The 18,219-nt window shown below is 47.6% G+C and carries 19 protein-coding genes; 1 reads left to right on the top strand and 18 read right to left on the bottom strand.

The features are described 5' to 3' along the window. Positions 1 to 126: 126 nt before the first annotated feature. The 4 genes from pssA to rluD all read right to left on the bottom strand — a co-directional run bounded on the left by pssA (position 127) and on the right by rluD (position 5,402). Positions 127 to 963, bottom strand: a complete 837-nt coding sequence (pssA, locus tag DFP83_RS11430) for a CDP-diacylglycerol--serine O-phosphatidyltransferase (protein WP_110575841.1) — start codon at positions 961 to 963, stop codon at positions 127 to 129. Between the two features lie 155 nt (positions 964 to 1,118). Then, complete coding sequence (gene clpB / locus DFP83_RS11425; protein ID WP_110575839.1) at positions 1,119 to 3,689, bottom strand: ATP-dependent chaperone ClpB; 2,571 nt, start codon at positions 3,687 to 3,689, stop codon at positions 1,119 to 1,121. Positions 3,690 to 3,760: 71 nt separating this feature from the next. Beyond that, a complete protein-coding gene (gene pgeF / locus DFP83_RS11420) occupies positions 3,761 to 4,462 on the bottom strand; it encodes a peptidoglycan editing factor PgeF (RefSeq protein WP_110575838.1) in 702 nt (233 codons plus the stop codon). Beyond that, positions 4,434 to 5,402, bottom strand: coding sequence for a 23S rRNA pseudouridine(1911/1915/1917) synthase RluD (rluD, locus tag DFP83_RS11415; RefSeq protein ID WP_110575836.1), 969 nt, complete (start codon positions 5,400 to 5,402; stop codon positions 4,434 to 4,436). Before rluD ends, pgeF begins: the two co-directional genes overlap by 29 nt. 146 nt (positions 5,403 to 5,548) lie before the next feature. Here rluD and DFP83_RS11410 point away from each other — a divergent pair, with 146 nt between their 5' ends. Next, on the top strand, positions 5,549 to 6,307 hold the full coding sequence (locus tag DFP83_RS11410) for an outer membrane protein assembly factor BamD (RefSeq protein WP_110575834.1): 759 nt from the start codon (positions 5,549 to 5,551) through the stop codon (positions 6,305 to 6,307). A 14-nt stretch (positions 6,308 to 6,321) separates the two neighbouring features. On the opposite strand, the gene glnB is transcribed toward DFP83_RS11410, so the two are convergent. From glnB to fliH, 14 genes are all read right to left on the bottom strand, one after another. Then, positions 6,322 to 6,660: a nitrogen regulatory protein P-II gene (gene glnB, locus DFP83_RS11405; protein WP_110575832.1), complete on the bottom strand. Its 339-nt coding sequence runs from the start codon at positions 6,658 to 6,660 to the stop codon at positions 6,322 to 6,324. A gap of 12 nt (positions 6,661 to 6,672) precedes the next feature. Further along, a complete protein-coding gene (locus DFP83_RS11400; protein ID WP_110575829.1) occupies positions 6,673 to 8,310 on the bottom strand; it encodes an NAD+ synthase in 1,638 nt (545 codons plus the stop codon). Positions 8,311 to 8,394: 84 nt separating this feature from the next. Next, on the bottom strand, positions 8,395 to 9,522 hold the full coding sequence (gene flhB / locus DFP83_RS11395; protein WP_110575827.1) for a flagellar biosynthesis protein FlhB: 1,128 nt from the start codon (positions 9,520 to 9,522) through the stop codon (positions 8,395 to 8,397). An 8-nt stretch (positions 9,523 to 9,530) separates the two neighbouring features. Further along, complete coding sequence (fliR, locus tag DFP83_RS11390) at positions 9,531 to 10,313, bottom strand: flagellar biosynthetic protein FliR (protein WP_110575825.1); 783 nt, start codon at positions 10,311 to 10,313, stop codon at positions 9,531 to 9,533. 1 nt (position 10,314) lies between these two features. Continuing rightward, a complete protein-coding gene (gene fliQ, locus DFP83_RS11385) occupies positions 10,315 to 10,584 on the bottom strand; it encodes a flagellar biosynthesis protein FliQ (protein ID WP_110575823.1) in 270 nt (89 codons plus the stop codon). Between the two features lie 8 nt (positions 10,585 to 10,592). Further along, the gene (gene fliP, locus DFP83_RS11380; protein ID WP_110575821.1) at positions 10,593 to 11,342 is read right to left on the bottom strand and encodes a flagellar type III secretion system pore protein FliP; all 750 of its coding nucleotides are present in this window, start codon (positions 11,340 to 11,342) and stop codon (positions 10,593 to 10,595) included. Continuing rightward, on the bottom strand, positions 11,339 to 11,701 hold the full coding sequence (gene fliO / locus DFP83_RS11375; RefSeq protein ID WP_241971636.1) for a flagellar biosynthetic protein FliO: 363 nt from the start codon (positions 11,699 to 11,701) through the stop codon (positions 11,339 to 11,341). The genes fliP and fliO overlap by 4 nt, the downstream gene beginning before the upstream one ends. After that, a complete protein-coding gene (gene fliN / locus DFP83_RS11370) occupies positions 11,661 to 12,080 on the bottom strand; it encodes a flagellar motor switch protein FliN (protein WP_110575819.1) in 420 nt (139 codons plus the stop codon). Before fliN ends, fliO begins: the two co-directional genes overlap by 41 nt. A 32-nt stretch (positions 12,081 to 12,112) precedes the next feature. Beyond that, entirely contained in the window at positions 12,113 to 13,177 is a 1,065-nt protein-coding gene (fliM, locus tag DFP83_RS11365; RefSeq protein ID WP_110575817.1) for a flagellar motor switch protein FliM, read from the bottom strand. 16 nt (positions 13,178 to 13,193) lie between these two features. After that, positions 13,194 to 13,727, bottom strand: coding sequence for a flagellar basal body-associated protein FliL (gene fliL / locus DFP83_RS11360; RefSeq protein WP_110575815.1), 534 nt, complete (start codon positions 13,725 to 13,727; stop codon positions 13,194 to 13,196). 70 nt (positions 13,728 to 13,797) lie between these two features. After that, the gene (locus tag DFP83_RS11355; RefSeq protein WP_110575813.1) at positions 13,798 to 15,570 is read right to left on the bottom strand and encodes a flagellar hook-length control protein FliK; all 1,773 of its coding nucleotides are present in this window, start codon (positions 15,568 to 15,570) and stop codon (positions 13,798 to 13,800) included. 79 nt (positions 15,571 to 15,649) lie between these two features. Then, positions 15,650 to 16,105: a flagellar export protein FliJ gene (fliJ, locus tag DFP83_RS11350; protein WP_110575811.1), complete on the bottom strand. Its 456-nt coding sequence runs from the start codon at positions 16,103 to 16,105 to the stop codon at positions 15,650 to 15,652. Between the two features lie 11 nt (positions 16,106 to 16,116). Beyond that, positions 16,117 to 17,454, bottom strand: coding sequence for a flagellar protein export ATPase FliI (gene fliI, locus DFP83_RS11345; protein ID WP_110575809.1), 1,338 nt, complete (start codon positions 17,452 to 17,454; stop codon positions 16,117 to 16,119). Continuing rightward, positions 17,451 to 18,200: a flagellar assembly protein FliH gene (fliH, locus tag DFP83_RS11340; protein WP_110575806.1), complete on the bottom strand. Its 750-nt coding sequence runs from the start codon at positions 18,198 to 18,200 to the stop codon at positions 17,451 to 17,453. Before fliH ends, fliI begins: the two co-directional genes overlap by 4 nt. Between the last annotated feature and the right edge of the window lie 19 nt (positions 18,201 to 18,219).

Raw genomic sequence — 18,219 nt, 5'->3', positions numbered from 1 at the left:
CAACTCGTTTTGCTGGCCGTTATCACTTCCCGCTTTCGCGTCTTTCTCTGTGACAACGGCGGCGAATTATAGAGATCCTATTCAGACTTGCAAGCGCTTTTTTGAAAAAAATTACCAACCGATTACTTATTGTTCATTTTGGTTATTCTTTGTGCTTTTTTCGGTCTTTTCTTCTTTAAACTCCGCATCGTCGTCGTCATTATCACCCACGACATGCTCTAGCTTGAGCTTGTTTACACTGCGAATCGTCAATATAGGTCCCGACAATGCATATAAGAAAAAGATACCAAACAACACTAAAGACGGCTGAGTCGCGACTACCACAAACGCCAGCATGATAACCAGGATTACGACAAACGAGACTTTACCTTTCCAGTCGACGTCTTTAAATGAGTGATAACGGAAGTTAGTTACCATTAACAGACCCGACACGATAGTCACGATCGCCGCAAAACCACCCAAGTCGTCACCTGAAATACCATATTCGGTTGCCACCCAAACTAAGCCAGCCACTACAGAGGCGGCACTCGGTATCGCTAAACCTTGGAAGTAACGTTTATCGGCGGTGCCAATGTTGGTATTGAAACGGGCCAAACGTAACGCACCACAGGCAACAAAGATAAATGAAGCCAGCCAGCCAAGTTTACCCAAATCCGCTAACGCATAGTTATACATAACTAATGCAGGCGCCATACCAAAAGAAACAATATCCGCCATACTGTCGTATTCCGCGCCAAAATCACTTTCGGTTTGTGTAAAGCGCGCCACGCGTCCGTCAATGCCATCAAAGATCATGGCGATGAAAATAGCCACGGCGGCCTCTACATATCGTTCATTCATCGATGCAATGATCGCATAGAAGCCCGAGAACAAGCCTGCAGTGGTAAATAAATTAGGTAACAAATAAATGCCACGTCGTTTTTGTGAGCTTTGGCTTTCTACCTTACCCGACTCGTTAGCCATGTTTACTATTCCTCTTAGGTACCAAAAAAATTGAATCTTTTTTGAGTTTAGCACAGCGCAATCAACGGGTGAAAACGCTTTAAAATACAATCAATAAAAAAGGAGGGGGACAGCCCCCTCCTTTACAGTCCAGTCAATCAACATATTCACTAGCGTTAGTGTATGACTAAACGGTTATCCGCTACATCGACATGAATCGCATCACCGGCTTTAAAGTCCCCGACTAAAATGCGCTGCGCCAACGGATTTTCAAGCTCGTGTTGAATCGCTCGTTTAAGCGGGCGTGCACCAAATACGGGATCAAAACCCGCAGCGGCGATAAAGTCGAGCGCCTCCTCCGTCAATTCAATCGTCAGATCACGCTCTTCCAAACGACCGTACAAGCGCTGTAACTGTGCTTCTGCAATCGAACGAATTTCTTTACGTCCCAACGGATGGAATACAACCGTTTCATCAACCCGGTTAATAAACTCCGGACGGAAGTGACGACTCAACACATCCATGACCATCGCTTTCATTTCATCATAACTATTATCAGCTGCATGCTCCTGAATAAGATCAGAGCCTAAATTAGATGTCATGATGATCACTGTGTTTTTGAAGTCGACTGTGCGACCTTGCCCATCAGTAAGACGTCCATCATCCAATACTTGCAATAAGATATTAAATACATCGGGATGAGCTTTCTCTACTTCATCCAACAAAATAACCGAATAGGGTTTACGGCGTACCGCCTCAGTTAAGTAGCCACCTTCCTCATAACCGACGTAACCGGGAGGCGCCCCAACAAGACGAGCGACAGAATGTTTCTCCATAAATTCCGACATATCAATGCGCACCATCGCATCGTCAGTATCAAACATAAAGTTCGCCAACGCTTTTGATAGCTCCGTCTTACCCACACCCGTTGGTCCTAAGAATAAGAACGAACCAATCGGGCGATTCGGGTCACCGAGCCCAGCGCGTGAACGACGGATCGCATTGGCAACCGCGTCCACCGCTTCGTTTTGACCGACTACACGTTTATGCAGTAGCGACTCCATTTGTACCAACTTCTCGCGCTCACCCTCTAGCATCTTGCTTACAGGAATACCTGTCCAACGCGATAAAACATCAGCGATCTCTTCATCGGTTACACGGTTCTTCAGTAAGCTCATATCTTGCATCTCAGCTTGCAGCGCAAGATCAAGCTGTCGTTCGAGCTCCGGGATACGACCGTACTGGAGTTCCGACATACGGTTTAAATCACCTGCTCGGCGGGCAATATCCATTTCGGTGCGCGCCTGGTCGAGTTGAGCCTTGATATGCTGGGTACCTTGCACGGCTGCTTTCTCGGAGTTCCAAACCTCCTCAAGTTCACCATACTTTTTCTCAAGTTCATCTAACTCATCATGCAAATGCTCAAGCCGTTTTTTGCTTGCGTCATCTTTTTCCTTTTGTAGCGCTTGGCGCTCTAGCTTCAACTGAATAATGCGACGCTCTAACCGGTCGAGATCCTCTGGCTTAGAGTCAATCTGCATGCGAATACTTGAAGCCGCTTCATCGATCAGGTCGATAGCTTTATCAGGCAACTTACGGTCAGAAATGTAGCGATGCGATAAAGACGCCGCAGCAACAATCGCAGGATCAGTAATCTCAACCGAGTGATGAATTTCGTAGCGTTCTTTCAGACCGCGCAGGATAGCAATCGTGTCCTCGACATTAGGCTCGTCCACCAAAACTTTTTGAAAGCGACGCTCAAGTGCAGCATCTTTCTCAATATAATGACGGTATTCATCCAAGGTGGTCGCGCCCACACAATGCAACTCGCCGCGAGCTAATGCCGGTTTCAACATATTACCCGCGTCCATTGCACCATCTGCCTTACCTGCGCCGACCATGGTGTGTAACTCATCTATGAACAAGATCACACGACCTTCTTCTTTAGCCAGCTCGTTGAGTACAGCTTTCAATCGCTCTTCAAACTCACCGCGGTATTTAGCACCAGCCAATAAAGCACCCAAATCAAGCGACAAAACACGTTTGTTTTTCAGCCCTTCAGGCACCTCTGCATTAATAATCCGCTGTGCGAGCCCTTCGACAATGGCTGTTTTACCAACACCGGGGGCACCAATCAGTACCGGGTTATTCTTGGTGCGACGCTGCAAGACTTGAATCGTACGGCGGATCTCCTCATCACGACCAATCACCGGATCTAATTTCCCCTGCGCTGCACGCTCCGTTAGGTCGATCGTATACTTATCTAACGCTTGGCGTTTTTCCTCAGCATTCGGATCATCTACTTTTTGGCCATCACGGATGTCGTTAATCGCTCGCTCTAGCGCGTCCTTCTTGATACCCAGCTTGTTAAACAGTTCACCCAACGGACCCTTGTCTTCGGTGGCTGCCAATAAAAAGAGCTCTGACGAAATGTAGGCATCTTTGCGCTGTTGGGCGTATTTATCGCATAGGTTCAACAGTTTCGCGGTTGCTTGCGATAACTGGACTTCGCCTTCGGCGCCCTGAACTTGCGGCAACTTATCCAACAGCTTACCGAGTTCCGAGCGGAATTGGCTGATATTCGCACCAATAATAGTGAATAGGGGACGAACCGAGCCGCCCTCTTGATCCATGAGTGCCTGCATTAAGTGGGCGGGTTCGATAAATTGATGGTCACGACCTAATGCGAGTGACTGCGCATCAGCAATGGCCATTTGGAATTTGGTAGTGAATTTATCGTGTCTCATATTTACTTCCTGAGTTAACTTTCTCTTACAGCAAATATGGGTACTTTTTCGACACTTTCAAGTGAGGTAGATCAAGTTCGCCAGATTAAAGACGCCATCCTTGCCGGTTCTTGCGCTCGGCGCCATGAATACCAAGTGTCGGCATCAGAAAAACTACACCAGCCACTCAATGTCACGTCGCGTACACCACAGTCTTGCAACTTTTGCTTAGCGATACCCGGTAGATCAGCACGCCATTTATCCTCTTCGTCAGCCACAAAGTACGCTGCTAAATGCGGTTGCTTGTCTACAAACGCTGCACGCACTTCACTGCCGACCTGAAATGCGGGTTGGCTGATGGCAGGACCGATCCAAACACGAATTGTTTCAGGACAGACATTGAGCGCCGCTACCGTGTTTTCCACAATACCGTTCGCCAAGCCGCGCCAGCCCGCGTGAGTAGCCGCAATTTTGTGACCCTCGTTGGTACAGAACAGTAAGGGCAGGCAGTCCGCTGTTAGGACAGCGCATACGCTTGTCTTTGCGGACCACACCGCATCACAAGGTTGCGTAATCGCATTAAAGTCACATACATGGGTCGTATGTTGCTGCTGTAGCCAACGCACAGCGACAGGAAGGTTCAGTTGTTTATCGAGATACATCCGACGACGCAGAACGCTCGCCGGATCATCCCCTACATGTACCGCAAGATTACCCATCGCTCGAGTGGTAACCGCGGCCGAGACCCCTTCAGGCAAATCCCAATCAGGGATGAGAATGGGCTTCGAGGTCATCTTTCATACTTTGGATTAATGCAACGAAATCATCAGGTCTGGGCGCTTCGAAACTCATCCAGTCTCCGCTTATCGGATGATGCAAAGATAACTTGGCTGCATGTAATGCCTGACGATTAAAGCCACGTAGTGACGCTAAAAACTCATCGCTCGCTTGTTTAGGTGGGCGCGGACGTCCGCCATAGGTCAAGTCACCGACCAAGGGATGACGAATATGCGACATATGAACTCGAATTTGGTGAGTACGACCACTCTCAAGACGCAGCCTCAATAATGTGTGTGCACGAAACCGTTCCATCACGCGGTAGTGCGTGACCGCAGGCTTGCCGGTGCTTACCACCGCCATGTGCGTGCGTTTGGTTGGATGACGTCCAATGGGTTCATCGACCATCCCCCCCGCCGTCATCACACCGTTACAGACAGCTTCGTATTCACGCGTGATCTCACGCTTTTGCATCATATCAACCAGTTGTGTTTGCGCCGGGATATTGCGCGCCACCACCATTAAACCTGTGGTGTCCTTATCTAAACGGTGAATAATGCCCGCTCGCGGGACATGATCAATATCCGGATCATAATGCAACAAGCCGTTAAGTAGCGTACCGTCGGGAGCGCCAGCTCCTGGATGCACCACCAAACCTGCCGGCTTATTGATAATGAAAATGTCATCATCTTCATAGACAATATCAAGCTCGATAGGCTGGGCTTGATAGCGCTCTTCGCGCTCAAGCTCAGCATCGATAGCCACTAATGCGCCGAGCTCAAGCTTCTCACGCGGCTTCTCGATAACTTGCGCATCAACAGAAACTTTACCCTCTGTGATCCACTTTTTCATGCGTGACCGTGAATAATCTGGGAACAACTCAGCCAATATCTGGTCTAATCGCTTCCCCGCGAGGGATTCAGGCACGATGGCCTCTAATTGAATAGTTTCGTTCATAAATTTTTTTCGACTGTCAAAGAGTATTGTGCTGGGTTAGAATGCGGATTATGTATTAATTATGATAGTGTAACTTGTTACACTGAACTTTGCACAGGCAAAACACCGCTTATCTAAGTGACTGACTCTAAAAAACCTGAGGTGTTATGAAACGTCGTATCCTAATTTTAACTGCCGCAGTCGGATTAAGTCTGGCAGGATGCTCGTCTACAGATGAGGAGCAAAGCGAGCTCAAGTACACGCAAGTCGAGCTGATGTACCAATCGGCGCAAGAGCAAATGTCCTTAGGGAACTTCACCCAAGCACAGGAAGAGCTTTCGCAAATTAATTCACGGTATCCATTTGGTCCTTTCGCGCACCAAGTTCAATTAGACCTAATCTACCTTAATTATAAGCTCGATAACACTGAAGAAGCGCTTGCTGCGATTGACCGCTTCATCAGCTTGAACCCGAATCACAAAGACGTTGATTATGCGCTATACATGCGCGGTTTAACGAACCAACGTGCTGAACACAATTCAATCCATGAGTTTGCTGGTATTGATCGCTCAGACCGCGACTCAACCATGGCAAAAGAGGCATTTAAGGATTTCGCTGAACTTCTGCGTAAACATCCGGACAGCAAGTATGCTGCAGATGCTAAAAAGCGGATGATTGCTATTAAGAGTCGTTTGGCGAAAAAAGAACTGGCTGTCGCTGAATATTACATGAAACGCCAAGCTTATCTTGCGGCGGCAAACCGAGGGCGTTACGTAGTCGAGAATTTCGAGAATACACCCGAAGTAGAAAACGCGCTAGCCATCATGGTCGAGTGTTACGACCAACTTGAACTTGATGATTTAAAACAAGATGCGCTTAAAGTTTTAAGAAGTAATTTTCCTAACAACGAACTCGTTAGTAACTAAACAGAACGAGCAGGCTAAACAGCCTGCTCGTTTTCTTCTCCCGTACGGATGCGAATGACTCGCTCGATATCCGAGATAAAGATTTTACCATCACCTATCTTACCGGTTTGCGCAGTTTCCATAATAGCTTCAATGCAACGCTCAACATCGGTATCAGCAACGACAACTTCAAGTTTTACTTTAGGCAGAAAGTCCACCATGTATTCGGCGCCGCGATAAAGCTCAGTATGCCCTTTCTGGCGTCCAAAACCTTTAACTTCAGACACCGTCATACCCGCGATACCGACTTCAGATAAAGCTTCTCGTACATCATCAAGCTTAAACGGTTTTATAATTGCTTCGACCTTCTTCATGGTCACTCCAACTTAGTTTTGGCGTTCTAATTCGTAGCGGTAATGGCTCGTGATTGGATAGCGTCTATCGCGTCCAAAATTACGTGCTGTGATTTTAGGTCCAACGGCCGCTTGTCTGCGTTTGTATTCGTTAATATCAACCAATTTGAGTGCTCTACGTACATCAGCATCTTCAAACCCTGCGGCGATAATTTCACTTGGCGACCAGTCCTGCTCTACGTACAGAGACAAGATACGATCCAGATCACTATAATCGGGTAACGAGTCGCTGTCGACTTGATCCGGTGCTAACTCAGCTGAGGGTGGTCTCTCGATAACACGCTCTGGAATACACTCAGATCGTGTGTTGCGGTAACTCGCAAGCTGATACACTAAGGTTTTAGGTACGTCTTTAATCGGTGCAAAGCCGCCACACATATCGCCATACAAAGTGGCATAACCTACTGCAACTTCACTCTTGTTGCCGGTGGTCAACACGAGCGCCCCTGTCTTATTCGACAGTGCCATCAACAACACGCCACGACAGCGCGATTGCAGGTTTTCCTCGGTTGTATCAGTAGCTGTTCCTTCAAAGAACGGGCCCAGCTGTCCCATAAAGGCATCAAACATAGGTTCGATCGGCACCACATCATACTTAACATTAAGCGTCTTAGCTTGTTGCTCGGCATCTTCCAAACTCATATTGGACGTATACTTAAACGGCATCATGACGGCTTGAACACGATCGGCACCCAACGCATCTGCGGCGATCGCCAATGTTAGCGCCGAATCAATACCGCCAGATAATCCCAACAATACATTTTTAAAGCCATTCTTGTTGACGTAATCGCGTACCGATAACACTAAAGCATCGTACACATGTGCTAATCGAAGGTCAGTATCCTCACCTGCGTAGGGCGGAAATGCTTCGCACTTAAGTTGGCTCCCCGCTAACTTAAGTGTCGCTAACGTGGTTTCACAATGCGGTAACTCGCCGATTAAGCGGCCTTCTCTATCCATAACCATGGAATGACCATCAAAGATCAATTCGTCTTGACCGCCGCAATTGTTGAGATAAGCAATCGGAAAACCATGCTCCGCAACGCGTTGTCTCAATACGGATAAACGCTGGTCATGTTTATCGATTTCGTACGGCGATGCGTTGACCGACACAACCAAATCAAGCTGGTCGTCCGCTAACCGACTGAGCGGTTCTGGATGCCAAAGGTCTTCACAAATCATCAAACCAATACGGTAGCCTTGCCACTCAAAGACTTGTCCTTCGTCGCCAGGTACAAAGTAGCGCTGCTCATCAAATACGCCCGTGTTCGGCAAGCGTTGCTTTTTATAACGCAAGAGACACTCGCCACGGTGCAATACCGAAACCACATTAAAGAGCTGCTCACCCACTTTACTGGGGTGCCCAACAATCACAACACAGTCCGAAGCCGCCGCACTGATCTGTTCAACCGCATTATCCACCGCCTCTTGGTGATCGGGACGAAGCAGCAAGTCTTCGGGAGGGTAGCCTGTAATCGCTAATTCAGGAAACACAATAATATCGTGCTCGTGACTTTGCTCGGCCACGGTTTTAAGTATCAGACTGGTGTTGTTATGAAGCGCACCGACAGTAAAATCTAATTGTGCCATGCACAATGACAGCTCAGACATAGTGTTTGATCCAGCGTTACAGTACTAAAAATACAGGGGGCGAATAGTATAGCAGCGACGGTTTTTTGGCAAATACCTGCCTAATTAGTGACGTAAATCCTCGGGAATAGGCACATCGGTATTCGGCTTTTTGGGTCGCTTCGCTTTACCCTGTTTAAACATTTTAAGCTGGTATACGTACGCGAGCACTTGAGCAACCGCCACGAATAACCCACGCGGGATCTCTGCCTCAATTTCTGTGGTGTGGTAGATAGAGCGCGCAAGGGCAGGTGAAGCGACCAAAGGAACATCATACTCAAGCGCAATTTCTCGGATTTTAGCTGCAGTTTCATCCGTTCCCTTTGCCAACAGGATAGGTGCTTTATTACCATTCTCTTCGTATTTAATGGCAACCGCAAAATGCGTTGGGTTAGTCACCACCACATCGGCTTTAGGGACTTCTTGCATCATTCGACGGTTCGCCATCTCCATTTGCAAACGGCGAATCCGCCCTTTAACCTCTGGACTTCCCTCAGAGTCTTTATGCTCATCTTTTACTTCCTGCTTAGTCATGCGCAGGTCTTTGTTGTGTTTCCATAACTGAAACGGTGCATCAATCACAACAATGAGAAACATTGAGCAGCAAATCAGCAAAAACATCCACATCAGAATGTTTAGTGCATTCTCAATCATATTCGGCATCTGACCCATGGAAATCTGCAGAATATTTTCAAACTGCCAACTTAATAAAAGAAACGCACTGACAGCGACTACGGCAAACTTGGCTATCCCTTTTACCAGTTCAACCAACGCTTGCGTGCCAAACATTCGCTTAAATCCATTCAATGGGTTCATGCGAGAAAACTTTGGGGCCATAGCTTTCCAGGAGAAGTTAATGCCTCCCAACCAACTATTTCCCAAAAATGTAAAAAAGGTAATAAATGCGAAGATAATGGCAACGGGCCAGATAATATGCTCGAAACTCACCGCGAGCGCCTTATACATCTGAGTCGTGTCAAATGCTTGGCGTCGCTCTAAGGTGAATAAATCAACAAATAGGCTGCGCATACCCATATATAATGATTGACCAAACCAAAAAAACGCAACCGCCGCACTGACTAAAACAAACACCGTTCCCATTTCCTTGGAACGCGCAACTTGACCCTTCTCTCGGGCCTCTCGTTTTCGTTTCTCTGTGGGGTCTTCTGTGCGTTCTTGATCTGTTTCAGCCATCCGTCACCTCAGCACTGACTGCCAATCACTGTACACATAACACCAATGGCTTCCTGCCACTGATTCTCGAAATGAAAAATAAATCCGCCGATTGTCAGCCATAGCACTATTAATCCACTCACCATGGTAATGGGAAAGCCAATCGCGAAAATATTCAATTGAGGCGCCGCGCGCGTCATAATACCAAACGATAAGTTGATCAGCAGCAGAGCGACAATCGCAGAAAGCATCGCGGTTAAGGCAGCCGAAAACATCGAGCTCCCCCAGTCTGCAATCATCCTAAACGCGTCTGCATCAAGTCCCGTCATCGCGACAGGCACTGAATCGAAACTGGCAACAACCATTTGAATCATGAGCAAATGGCCATCGAGTGCAAGAAAGATCAAACTTGCCAGCATCAAAAAAAACTGCGCAATCACTGGCACCTGTTGGCCGTTAGTCGGATCGACCATCGAGGCGAAACCCAAACCAATCTGCATAGCAATAATTTGCCCGCCCAATACAAAGGTTTGCAGAAAAAGAAGCGACAGTAAGCCCAACGCCACACCGACAACAATTTGCTGGGCGGTGACCACCATGCCGCCCACGGAAAACATCTCCACTCCTGCATTGACCGCTGGAAGCGCAGGAGAGATGGCAAAGACGATAGCTATTGATAGCAGCACTTTAATTCGGGCATTCACCAGCGTACCAGAGAACAGCGCCATACTCATGATCATCGAGGAGACACGAGTCAGAGGCCACAAATGTTGTTGTAGCCACTCCATTAATACTTGTGTCACCAGATCCATATTAACCGACCACTTGCGGTATTCGGTTATACATTTCGATGGTGAAATCCATCAGCAAGCCAACAATGAAATGACCTCCCAGTCCTATGACAGCCAAGGTCACCAGTAATCGAGGTAAGAAACTTAACGTTTGCTCGTTGATTGAGGTGGCAGCTTGAAAAACAGCCACTAATAAGCCGACCAGCAAACTGGGCACAATAATGAAGGCAACAATAATAACGATGAGCTTGAGTGCTTGTTGAAACACGTCAAGAAAGACTTCAGGGGACATTCGGCCTCCTACACACCAAAACTGCCGGCAAGTGTACTCATGGTTAAGTTCCAACCATCTACCAACACGAATAGCATGAGCTTAAACGGTAGCGAGACAATCATCGGTGATAGCATCATCATACCCATTGCCATCAATACGCTGGCAACGACCAAATCGATAATCAAAAACGGAATAAACAGCATAAAACCAATTTGGAACGCCGTCTTGAGTTCCGAGGTGATGAATGATGGAATCAGAATTGACATCGGCGTATCTTGCGGACTCTGAATATTCGTCTCGCCCGCTATTTCAGCAAAGGTTTGGATATCCGTAACCCGAGTTTGTGCCAGCATAAAGGCTTTAAGCGGCGCGGTCGCGCGGTCCACGGCCTCCATTGAAGTCACTTCCTCATTTAAATACGGCTGCAACGCTTTATCATTAATCTCATTAAGTACGGGACTCATAATAAAAAACGTGAGAAATAATGTGATACCGATAAGGACTTGATTTGAAGGTGACTGCTGCAAACCAATCGCCTGACGTAAAATGGCTAACACCACAATGATGCGTGTAAACGACGTCATCATGATAACCATCGCTGGAATAAACGTCAGCGCCGTCATAATGGCTAGAATTTGTAGAGTGACCGAGTACTCTTCACTGCCATCAGGATTAATTTTCACGGTCACAGCCGATATATCTTGCGCTGCATAAGCAACGTCAGGCAACACCAGCGCAAGTAGAGCCAGACAACTTAAAAAAAGCTTGAGTCTCATTGTTTTTCTTCTCCAAGCACGAAGTCATCCGGCAGTTCTTTTAAACATTCGACACGTTCTGGCGTTACACCGAGCAAGAATTTTTTATTACCGATTTGCACCACACTAATGCGCTCTTTAGGACCTAACGTCAGGGTACCCATCAATTTCATCCCTTTCGTGCCTTGAAACTTAACATTGAAGCGTTTTAATACCGTTGCTAGCGCAATTATCACAACAATCACTGCAATCAATGCAACTAACATCGATGCCACATCTTTGCCGCCAATAGGCGACGAGGCTTGCTCGACTTGCGCGAGTGCCGGGCTAACCCAGACGCTAGCGAAGCTTACGAATACGCTCGATTTGACTGATAACATCGGTGAGTCGAATCCCAAATTTATCGTTAACCACAACAACCTCGCCGTGCGCAATCAAGGTCCCGTTCACCAGTACGTCGAGCGGCTCACCAGCAACGCGTTCAAGCTCTACGACAGAACCTTGGTTGAGCTGCAACAAGTTACGAATACTAATTTGACTACGACCGACTTCCATCGAAATCGTAACGGGGATGTCGAGGATCGCATCAAGCTTACGCTTGTCGTCATCATTAAAGTCTTCTGCGTTAAGTTCCTCTAGTTCCGCAGTCCTAACGCCATCTTCCTTATTCTTAGCTTCTTCGCCATCACCCTCTTCCGAGGCCGCTTGCTCAGCCATCGCCGCTTCCCAATCATCCATTTCGTTGTCTTTATTACTCATTGCTATCCCTCAACTCAGTCAAATGCTGAATGCTATAAATCAATATCTTCTTCAAGTTGGCGCAGTTCTGCATCACCACCTATCCGGCGACCGCCTCGCGTTAACATATGGATGTCAGATTTTACCGTCTCTGGACGTCTAATCTTGTCGGAGATTTTCAACGCAATATTATCTCGAGAGCGTCCCATCTTCGCGTGGAAGGTAGGTAGGTCTTCAATAAACACCGTCAAATTGTCAGGTACTTCTAATGGGATAATGTCACCCTCAGCAAAATCCATGACCTCGCGCAGAGTTACATTAACATCCGCCAACTTAGCCACCATTTCTACAGGCACATCCATGATTTCATCACGCAATGCCTTACTCCAACGCATATCGGTGTCTTCTTTATCTGACTGAACACCGGCGTCCAGCAGCTCTCGGATCGGCTCGAGCATCGAATACGGTAATGCAATATGGAAATCACCGCCGCCTCCGTCAAGCTCAATATGGAAGGAACTAATAACAATGACTTCGGTCGGTGACACGATATTAGCCATTGCCGGGTTAACTTCAGAGTCCAAATATTCGAACCCGACGTCCATCACAGGCGCCCAAGCTTCTTTATAATCTTCAAAAATGAGCTTAAGCAACATTTGGATAATGCGTCGTTCGGTTGGAGTGAACTCACGACCTTCAATTTTTGCGTGATAACGTCCATCACCACCGAAGAAATTATCCACCAAGATGAAGACAAGGCGAGCTTCCATCGTAATAAGCGCGGTACCTTTGAGCGGACGAAAACGCACCATATTTAAACTCGTTGGGACAAATAACGTGTGTACATACTCACCGAACTTCAGCATTTGCACACCGTTTATCGACACTTCAGCTGTCCGCCGCATCATGTTAAATAGGCTTACACGCATATGTCTGGCGAATCGTTCATTGACGATTTCCAGCGTAGGCATGCGTCCACGAACAATTCGATCTTGCGATGAAAAGTCATAATCTAATGCTTCTGATGCGGCGCTGGAGGATTCAGTATCCTCCTCTTCAACGTCATCAACTCCATGCAGGAGCGCATCAATCTCGTCTTGTGATAGTAAATCGCTCAAAACACTGCTCGCTCTTTTATTGCATGACTAGACCGGTGAATAAAACTTTCTCGACCAAGCCTTGTCCTGTGACACTTTCAAGTGCTGCACGCACCTGCTGTAAAGCTAGCTGACGAATGCGCTGCTTACCTTCAGCCGTTCTTAGCTCATCGGCAGTTGAAGAACTAAATACTTCATGCAAAGTGCCTTCGATGAGGGGGATGTGTCGCTTCGTCAGTTCTTCGCTTTGCTCACCACGCACCATCAACTGCACACTTATCTGCACGGTTCGTTCACGCGCGTCGCCCGGCACGATAAACACAAAGGGTCTCGGCATACCAACATAAAGCGCACTGCCCACTTGAGCGGGCTGTTCAGAACTCTGTGACGCTGGCGTTTCGACCGAATTGGATTGCGATGCCTGAACCGTTTGTTGATCTCCCGACATGAACCACACAGCGATAACGATAACGATTACAAGTAATCCAGCAACGCCCCCAATAATAATCCACTTTTTCTTGCCAGAGGAGGTCTGTTCTTGCTCTTCTGCTTGATTATCTTCTTCCGCCATAAGGTCACCTCAAATGAGCCGTTACTCGATAACGAGCACTATATATCGAAATGGGGATGGGTTTCATCCTTTACACATAGAAATCGAGTCGCCCCTGTGCAAGAAAGTCATCCACTGAAGCTTCGAGTTGTGTTACCGAATCATCAACCTCGCCTTGCCCCCCAGCGACTGTACCCGCATTCGCGCGGTTACCGCGCTCGCCTTGCTGCTCGCTAACGCTGCTCTCTGCTAAGTTTAAACCTTGTTGCTCGAGCATCTCGCGCAGACGCGGCATAGTTTGTTCTATCGCTTCACGGGCTTGTGCCGACTGCACCTGAAACTGCACGGTGGTCTGATCGCCTTGCGTGTGAATGCGAACGTGCATAGAACCTAACTCAGGCGGATCAAGACGAATATCAGCGCGCTGAATGTTCTTAGAAACCATCATCTGGATGCGTTCTTGCATTTTTTGCGCAGCATCTTGATGTTGCAAATCCAGCGGCTTGTCGACAGCCGTTTGCGCTTGAACTACCGACATACCATCAACTTTGGTAAGTGTCTGTTGCACCTGAGTCACGGCAGTTACGTGGTTCGACTGTTGCTGAGTTTGTTGCGGACTAGACGAATTGTCTAAAACGCTGGCCGACTGAGTCAACGCTGCGTTAATGTCACTCGTATTACTCGCGCCCGAGTTACCTGCCGCACTCACTTTAAGTTCATCTTTCACCATCTTAGCTATCGTGCTTTGTTCACTCGAAGGCTTGGTGTCTTCCTGTTTTATTTGCTGAAACCCTGAAGTGTCGACATCCGATGTTTTTTGAGCTCTCGGATTCGCAGTTGTTGGAGGCGGCTGCACTTCGCTATCACTGCGCTCGCTCACCGCTTTAGCTGGCTGAAACGTAGGCGCATCGACGGCCACTAATCGCATCTTATTATCCGCCTGTTGCAAGTGCGATTGATACTTCTCAACCCAAGCAACAAGTGTTTGGTGCTGCTTCGCATCAAACGATTTAACATCATTCAATAACGCGTTTACGTGCGCCATACCCTCTTCAAGTGAGGCACCTGGGTGACTGTTGCGAAACTGCTCAAGCTGCTCTTTAAGCCACTCGCGCTGCTGTGGTTCGAGTTTAGGTAAGCTAAATTCAGTGGACGACTCAGCTTCATGATCCTGTGCGGCTAAGCGTTGTTCCACTTCAGTCCATTGACTGTCCTGCTGAGGCTTAACCACTTCAGATTGAAACCGACTTAACTCGATAAGTAAGTCTTCACTTTCTTTGTCCAGTTTTGCAAGGTCGATATTACCGCGCTGCTCCGCATCGGCAACTAATTGCCGCAGTGCACCCGCCTGATTAATTAGTTTATCAACCGCTTGCTGCTGTTCTGCACTCAATTCAGCTTGGTTTATTTTACTTTTTGCCAGTCCCTCATCAAGTTGATCGAGCCACTTTACGACCTTATCAAGCATGGCTTTATCTTCAGCATCTAACTCAACCTTACCGACAGACTCACCATGACCCGATTCGTCCGAAACTAACAGATCACGCATCCGTTCTATGGTATCGATCCACGATGCAGTTTCTGCGGAGCTGCCTGAAGCAGCTTTAAGTTTATCAAGCAGCGGAGACTGAGGAAGCTCATTGCTCTCTTTAGGGAGACTAAACTGACGCTCACCCTGTTCAACCGACACTGCCTGGCGGGCAAACAGTTGCCGCTGTGATTCATCTTGCTGAGTCGGTTGCAATAATTCGGCAAATTCACGACCGTTAGCATCCTGCATCTCGAGATCGCTAAAACCACTCGCGGATTCACTGTTTATTAATGAACCTTGTGCATTCGCGGCTATTTGCATAATGTTGGGCATAGTTTGTCACCTATTGGACAGCGCATGATTATTTGACGCTACTGCCACGTTGATTCGATTAGATTAAACGAAGCAATATTTATACCAATCTGGCTTTTTTGTTCCTGATAAAACGCTGGGTTGAAAAGTCATCTAAGTTTTTTTGCTCTCTCCGAGCACGTTTACGCTCCGCCTCTCGCATTTTATTTTGAATCAAAATTTCTATCGATTCGGCTTTGCGACGCTGCTTCAGCCACTGTTGCTTACGCTGTTCAACCACTTGGTTCAGTTTTTTAATCACTTGATGGAGTTGCTCCACACCCTCGTCGAGCTTTCCAACAAACGCATGATATTGACCAAACTGGATAGACTGAATGCCACCTGTACCACGTGTTTGTAACTGATTTAAGTAGTCCAAACGGTATTGAACCAAACCATCGAGTCGTTGCTGTTCACTCATTAATTGCTGCTTGGCTTGACTAAAATGTTGCGCCAATTTATCGGTACGTTGCTGCTCTAACTCGAGTAGCATTTCTAATTGTGAAAGTTCGGCCATTCGGTTGGCTCCTAGCGGTTACTAAACGCGCGTTGCGTAAGTTGCTGTAATTTAATCAAACTTTCGTCATAGCTAATCACTTCATTCATACGCTGAGTCAAAAAGCTCTCGACCTGAGGCAGCATCGCAATGGCTTCATCAATCTTGGCGTCGGAGCCTCTGTTGTATGCTCCAATTGAAATGAGATCGCGGTTTCTGCGGTAGGATGAATACCACTGCCGTACTTTTGTTGCTCTTTGTAGGTGTTCTTCAGAAACCACTTGGGGCATCACCCTACTGATCGAGGCTTCGATATCGATCGCTGGATAATGCCCCGAATCAGCTAGCTCACGGTTAAGTACGATGTGACCATCCAAAATAGCACGCGCCGAGTCAGCGATCGGATCCTGGAGATCGTCGCCTTCGGTTAGCACGGTATAAAATGCAGTGATTGAACCTTGTGCTCCACCGCCGTTTCCCGCTCGTTCAACAAGTGCTGGTAAACGGGCAAACACAGAAGGGGGATAACCCTTAGTTGCCGGAGGCTCGCCCACAGCTAACGCGATTTCACGTTGTGCCATGGCATAACGAGTCAAGGAATCCATCAATAGTAGAACGTTTAAGCCTTGATCACGGAAATATTCAGCTACCTTGGCTGCTGTTTCACAACCCCGTAGCCGCAATAATGGCGATTGGTCAGCGGGAGCTGCAACTACAACAGCCTTTTGTAATCCATCTTCGCCTAATATTTCGTCAATAAATTCTTTGACCTCGCGACCCCGTTCACCAATAAGTCCGACAACAATCACATCCGCATTGGTGCCTTTTGTCATCATTCCCAACAGTACACTTTTACCAACGCCACTACCTGCGAATAACCCCATGCGCTGACCTTGACCGACAGTAATGCATGCATTGATAGCATTCACACCGACATCAAGCGGTGATTTTACAGGGCGACGATTTAAAGGGTTGATTGGTAAACTCCGATACGCCTGATGATTATCCGTCAATACGGGTCCCTTGCCATCTAACGGATGACCACGCGCATCGATAACTCGTCCTAACAATTCTAGGCCTAGGGGAAGCTGTTCAGTGCGAGTTAACGGTTTGACTTTAGCGCCAGGGACAACGCCGTGGGCGTCATCCATCGGCATCAAGTAACTGGTTTGACCTTCAAAGCCAACAACCTCTGCTTCGATTTCACCATGGGCAGACTCGACCGCGCATGTCGCTCCGATAGGCGCACGTACGCCCACGGCTTCAAACATCAAGCCCACGACACGGGTCAAATAACCAGATACCAAAACTGGAGCTGGCTTGACCCGCTTATTTAGCGTCGCAAAATAGTCGGTTAACACATCGCTCATGACGACCCTTGTAGTTTTTCAAAAATCAGGTCGATGCGGCTCGATAATGAATAATCAACACTTGAGCTTTCAGTAGTAACACGGCATCCGCCGCGCTCAAGTAGCTCGTCCTTACTCAACAGCCAGCCTTTTTCTTTTAGGTATTCCTCACCTAAACTCGTCTGCATCAGCTCAAGGTCATCAGAATTTAAATGGATAATTACGCGTTGATCGGTGACGGGCAGCACTTCGAGTGCCTGCTGAAATGCTTTCTTGATGATGTTTTCATTATGTAGAGGTTCGTCCAGGCAAGCCGCTCGAGTCAAGTTGAGTACTAAATCCAACAGCTGCTGACGCAATGTCTCAGTCAATTGCTGTGTTGGCTGTGTCAGACCATTCAAAACCTCGATGAGACGCTGCTCTGCTTCAGCCATTTTTGCCTTGCCATCAGCCAAGCCTTGTTCAAATCCAGACTGGAAACCCTGCTCACGCCCTTGCTCCACACCCTCGTGATGACCCTGTTCGACCCCCTCTTGGTGGCCTTGCTCGAACCCGGCTTTAAAGCCTTCTTCGCGCGCTGCCTCGCGGATTTCCTCTAACTCTTGTGCCGTTAACGGTTCCGGCGCTTGCTCCTCTTGCTCTTGCTCCGGCGGCTCGTACTGCCATTTTCTGGGCTTATTTAATGCATTACGCTGTTCGCCTGCTTTAACCTCATCAGTCGTGATATCCGGTAAGTCCCAGGTTTTCATTGTATGTTGCTCGCTCATGACTGCGGGTTCCTATCCA

Origin of the sequence: Idiomarina fontislapidosi, from assembly GCF_003226255.1 — a bacterium.
Taxonomy (GTDB): Bacteria; Pseudomonadota; Gammaproteobacteria; order Enterobacterales; family Alteromonadaceae; genus Idiomarina; species Idiomarina fontislapidosi.
The sequence above is the reverse complement of the archived record's forward strand: the minus strand, read 5'-3'. Positions and strand labels throughout refer to the sequence as shown.

Coding starts and splice junctions, on each gene's coding strand:
- fliO (WP_241971636.1), bottom strand. CDS start 11,701: ATGTTATCAGTCAAATCGAGCGTATTCGTAAGCTTCGCTAGCGTCTGG.
- DFP83_RS11410 (WP_110575834.1), top strand. CDS start 5,549: ATGAAACGTCGTATCCTAATTTTAACTGCCGCAGTCGGATTAAGTCTG.
- fliP (WP_110575821.1), bottom strand. CDS start 11,342: ATGAGACTCAAGCTTTTTTTAAGTTGTCTGGCTCTACTTGCGCTGGTG.
- fliH (WP_110575806.1), bottom strand. CDS start 18,200: ATGAGCGAGCAACATACAATGAAAACCTGGGACTTACCGGATATCACG.
- rluD (WP_110575836.1), bottom strand. CDS start 5,402: ATGAACGAAACTATTCAATTAGAGGCCATCGTGCCTGAATCCCTCGCG.
- clpB (WP_110575839.1), bottom strand. CDS start 3,689: ATGAGACACGATAAATTCACTACCAAATTCCAAATGGCCATTGCTGAT.
- pgeF (WP_110575838.1), bottom strand. CDS start 4,462: ATGACCTCGAAGCCCATTCTCATCCCTGATTGGGATTTGCCTGAAGGG.
- fliJ (WP_110575811.1), bottom strand. CDS start 16,105: ATGGCCGAACTTTCACAATTAGAAATGCTACTCGAGTTAGAGCAGCAA.
- fliQ (WP_110575823.1), bottom strand. CDS start 10,584: ATGTCCCCTGAAGTCTTTCTTGACGTGTTTCAACAAGCACTCAAGCTC.
- fliN (WP_110575819.1), bottom strand. CDS start 12,080: ATGAGTAATAAAGACAACGAAATGGATGATTGGGAAGCGGCGATGGCT.
- fliI (WP_110575809.1), bottom strand. CDS start 17,454: ATGAGCGATGTGTTAACCGACTATTTTGCGACGCTAAATAAGCGGGTC.
- fliL (WP_110575815.1), bottom strand. CDS start 13,727: ATGGCGGAAGAAGATAATCAAGCAGAAGAGCAAGAACAGACCTCCTCT.
- DFP83_RS11355 (WP_110575813.1), bottom strand. CDS start 15,570: ATGCCCAACATTATGCAAATAGCCGCGAATGCACAAGGTTCATTAATA.
- glnB (WP_110575832.1), bottom strand. CDS start 6,660: ATGAAGAAGGTCGAAGCAATTATAAAACCGTTTAAGCTTGATGATGTA.
- flhB (WP_110575827.1), bottom strand. CDS start 9,522: ATGGCTGAAACAGATCAAGAACGCACAGAAGACCCCACAGAGAAACGA.
- pssA (WP_110575841.1), bottom strand. CDS start 963: ATGGCTAACGAGTCGGGTAAGGTAGAAAGCCAAAGCTCACAAAAACGA.
- fliR (WP_110575825.1), bottom strand. CDS start 10,313: ATGGATCTGGTGACACAAGTATTAATGGAGTGGCTACAACAACATTTG.
- DFP83_RS11400 (WP_110575829.1), bottom strand. CDS start 8,310: ATGTCTGAGCTGTCATTGTGCATGGCACAATTAGATTTTACTGTCGGT.